Source organism: Luteitalea sp., from assembly GCF_022842525.1.
Taxonomy (GTDB): domain Bacteria; phylum Acidobacteriota; class Vicinamibacteria; order Vicinamibacterales; family Vicinamibacteraceae; genus Luteitalea.
On the sequence record NZ_JALHPM010000364.1, the window covers coordinates 1 to 2,958 of the forward strand.

Sequence of the window (2,958 nt, forward strand, 5' to 3'; positions counted from 1 at the left end):
TCGAATCTGCGATGACCGGCGCCAGCTCGGAACGCCGTGGTCGCATGCGGGAGTGGATGGCCGATCGAATGACCAGCCGGGCGATGGGCCGTGCCGACGCCGATCGCGACGGGCGTACCACCCGTGTCGAAGTGCTGGATCGCGTCCGGCGTGATTTCGCACGCATGGATCTCGACGGCGACGGCCGCATTACCGAAGCAGACCTGCCGCCGGTGATGCGTGGCCGTAATGTGCTCAAAGGTGCCGGGCCCGGTGGCCGTGGCAGCATGATGGGCGGATTGGGTCGCTTCATTGCAGCGGATGCCGACAAGGACGGTGTCGTCACGCTCGAGGAGATGCTGGCGGACGCCGGACGCCGCTTCGATCTGATGGATCGCAACAAGGACGGCGCGGTCGATGCGGCCGACCGCGAGGTCATCGCCAAGGAAATGACGGATTACCGCGTCCGCCGCTTCATGCACGCGCACGGCGCCAAGGATGGCCGCGTCACGCGCGAGCAGTTCTTTGCCGCTGCCAAGGAGCGGTTCGCCGAGCGCGACATCAATCGCGACGGCCGCATCGATCGCCAGGACTTCAGGCCCAGACGCGGCCGCGGGCCGGACCAGGGCGGTCCAGACCAGGGACCCCAGACACCCGGCACGGGCACAGGTGCGCCCGAACGCAAGTAGAGCCCGTCATGCCCAGGCGTTCCGGCTCGCCGGGAACACGCGAGGTTGCCAATCGGGCGACCGTCGCTTACTTCCGGGAGGGTCGGGAGGTGCCGGTGCTGCACCGGTATCCGGAGAGCGGCCCGAGCTGGAGCAGCATGACGACGGCCGAAGATGACGATCGCCAGCTGCTGGGCCGTATTCGTCAACGCGATGGGACGGCATTCCGCACGCTGGTCGAGCGACATCTGCACCTCGTGACCGGCGTCGCGCGGCGGATGTTGCGCGACGATGCCGAGGCCGACGACGTAGCGCAGGAAGCGATGATCAGGTTGTGGCAGGGCGGCGGCGGGCTCGAGATCGGGGCCGGTGGGCTTCGGCCGTGGCTACGGCGGGTGACGTCGAACCTTTGTATCGATCGCATCCGGGCTCGATCGCGCACGGATGTGATGGACGAGGTGCCGGATCGGCCGGTCGCGGCCAGCCAGCTGACCTCTCTCGTCGAGGACGACATGTCGGCGCGCGTGCAGCAAGCGCTGCTCGCTCTGCCCGAGCGGCAACGGCAGGCGCTGGTACTGTTCCACTACGAGGGCCTCAGCCAGATCGAAGTGGCTGCTGTCCTCGGCGTCTCTGACGAGGCGGTCGAATCCCTGCTATCGCGTGCCAGGCGCGCGTTGCGCGGGACACTGAAGGACGAATGGCGCCAGCTTTTGCCTGGTGAGGCGGGTGAGGTATGACGGATTTTCACGCGGAGAACAGTTATTGGGTAGAGGTGGTTTCATGATCGGCGAACACGACGACGCGCTCGACGAACTGGCCGAGCTACTCGACATCTGGGGCGGCGACGCGGAGCGCTGGCCAGCGCATGTCGCGCCGCGCATCGCAGCGATGTTGGGCCGTCCCGGCGCACAAGCGCTGTTGGCACAAGCGCGCGCGCTCGACCGTGTAATTGCGACCGCTCGCGATGCGCCGGCGGAGCGGTCACCGGAAGCGTCACGCGCACTCACCGACCGCATCGTCGCAGCGGCGATGTCACAGCAACCGGCACAGCAAGCTGGATCCCGCGTGGTGCCGTTCCCGGCGCGTGAGCGGGCCTCGCCGCCACGACGCTCGTTCGAGCGGCAATGGCAGGCCGCTGGCCTGCTGGCCGCGAGCCTGCTCGTGGGTGTCTTTGCCGGGGGCAGCCTCAACGTCGGGCCTGTCGTGCAGGAACTGGCGGACGCCGCAGGGATCTCCAGTGTTGTGTACTCCACGCTCTCGGAAGATCTCGGCGAGGACGAGACGCCATGACGGTCGAAGCGCCCAAATCCAGCGTGGTGAAGCCGCGGCGCTGGCCACGCTTTCTGCTTATCGCGTCCCTCGCGCTCAATGCATTGCTGATCGGAGCAGTCGCCCGCTCGCTCTGGCACGTCCGCGCCAACATCGCGATCACAGGTGGTGGCGTCGAAACGAGCCTGCCCGCGTTCGTCAGCACGTTGCCCGCCGAACGTCGGGAGGAGTTGCGCCGCGCAGGCCCCCACGACCGGCCCGGCGTATTGAGACCTCTCCGCATGGCAGTCCGGCGCGCCAGGGCGGAAGCTGCGCGCCTCTTCGTCGCCGATCCGTTCGACAAGGCGGCGTTCGTTGCCGCCCAGGAGCGATTGTCGGAAGCGGAAACGCAGCTGCGGCAAGCCGTCCAGCGCATCTTGCCGGAAATCGGCGAGCGCATGACGGCTGCCGAGCGGCGCGCTTATCTCTCCTGGCGCAATCACTTCGGTTGGGGCCAGCGTCGTGGTGGTGGTCGTGGCGGCGACGAGTTCCAGCCAGGCGGTGGTCCTGGTAATCGTGGGGGACGTTGAAACCGCTCGCCAGCGCATCGTGCATTTTTGTGCCCGCCAATGCGGCCGGGTATCGCTACGCCGCGCCTGCGCAGGCCCACTGGCCGTGAGCGCAGATGCCGTGAGCGCAAAATGGAGCGAGTGCGATTGATCGCACGAAGCTCTACCCCAGCGCCTTGGCCTGATCGCGCAGCACGAACTTCTGGATCTTGCCCGTGGAGGTCTTGGGCAACGGCCCGAACACGACCGTGCGCGGGATCTTGTAGGGCGCCATGTTGGCGCGGCAGAATGCGATCACGTCGTCGGACGTAACCGGCTTGGCGCCGGACTTCAGCGTCACAAACGCGCACGGGCTTTCACCCCAGGTCGGATCGGGACGGGCGACGACGGCGGCTTCCATGATCTCAGTGTGACGGTAGAGAACTTCCTCGATCTCGAGCGAGGATATGTTCTCGCCGCCTGAAATGATGATGTCCTTCGAACGGTCCTTGACG

Annotated in this window: 4 protein-coding genes and 1 pseudogene; 4 read left to right on the forward strand and 1 reads right to left on the reverse strand. The window is 66.9% G+C overall.

What is annotated here, in order from left to right:
* From Q0C41_RS30970 to Q0C41_RS30985, 4 genes are all read left to right on the forward strand, one after another.
* Positions 1-668: dockerin type I domain-containing protein (locus Q0C41_RS30970; RefSeq protein WP_291990837.1), on the forward strand; the 668-nt coding region annotated here is incomplete at its 5' end.
* 8 nt (positions 669-676) lie between these two features.
* Complete coding sequence (locus Q0C41_RS30975) at positions 677-1,384, forward strand: sigma-70 family RNA polymerase sigma factor (RefSeq protein ID WP_291990839.1); 708 nt, start codon at positions 677-679, stop codon at positions 1,382-1,384.
* Positions 1,385-1,427: 43 nt separating this feature from the next.
* Entirely contained in the window at positions 1,428-1,937 is a 510-nt protein-coding gene (locus tag Q0C41_RS30980) for a hypothetical protein (RefSeq protein WP_291990841.1), read from the forward strand.
* A complete protein-coding gene (locus Q0C41_RS30985; protein ID WP_291990843.1) occupies positions 1,934-2,485 on the forward strand; it encodes a periplasmic heavy metal sensor in 552 nt (183 codons plus the stop codon). The genes Q0C41_RS30980 and Q0C41_RS30985 overlap by 4 nt, the downstream gene beginning before the upstream one ends.
* Positions 2,486-2,627: 142 nt before the next feature.
* Here the strand turns inward: Q0C41_RS30985 and Q0C41_RS30990 are convergent.
* Positions 2,628-2,958, reverse strand: a pseudogene (locus Q0C41_RS30990) (acyl-CoA synthetase); the annotation flags it as partial.

Excerpts from the sequence above, each read along its gene's own strand:
- Q0C41_RS30980 (WP_291990841.1), top strand. The coding sequence starts at position 1,428 with ATGATCGGCGAACACGACGACGCGCTCGACGAACTGGCCGAGCTACTC.
- Q0C41_RS30985 (WP_291990843.1), top strand. The coding sequence starts at position 1,934 with ATGACGGTCGAAGCGCCCAAATCCAGCGTGGTGAAGCCGCGGCGCTGG.
- Q0C41_RS30975 (WP_291990839.1), top strand. The coding sequence starts at position 677 with ATGCCCAGGCGTTCCGGCTCGCCGGGAACACGCGAGGTTGCCAATCGG.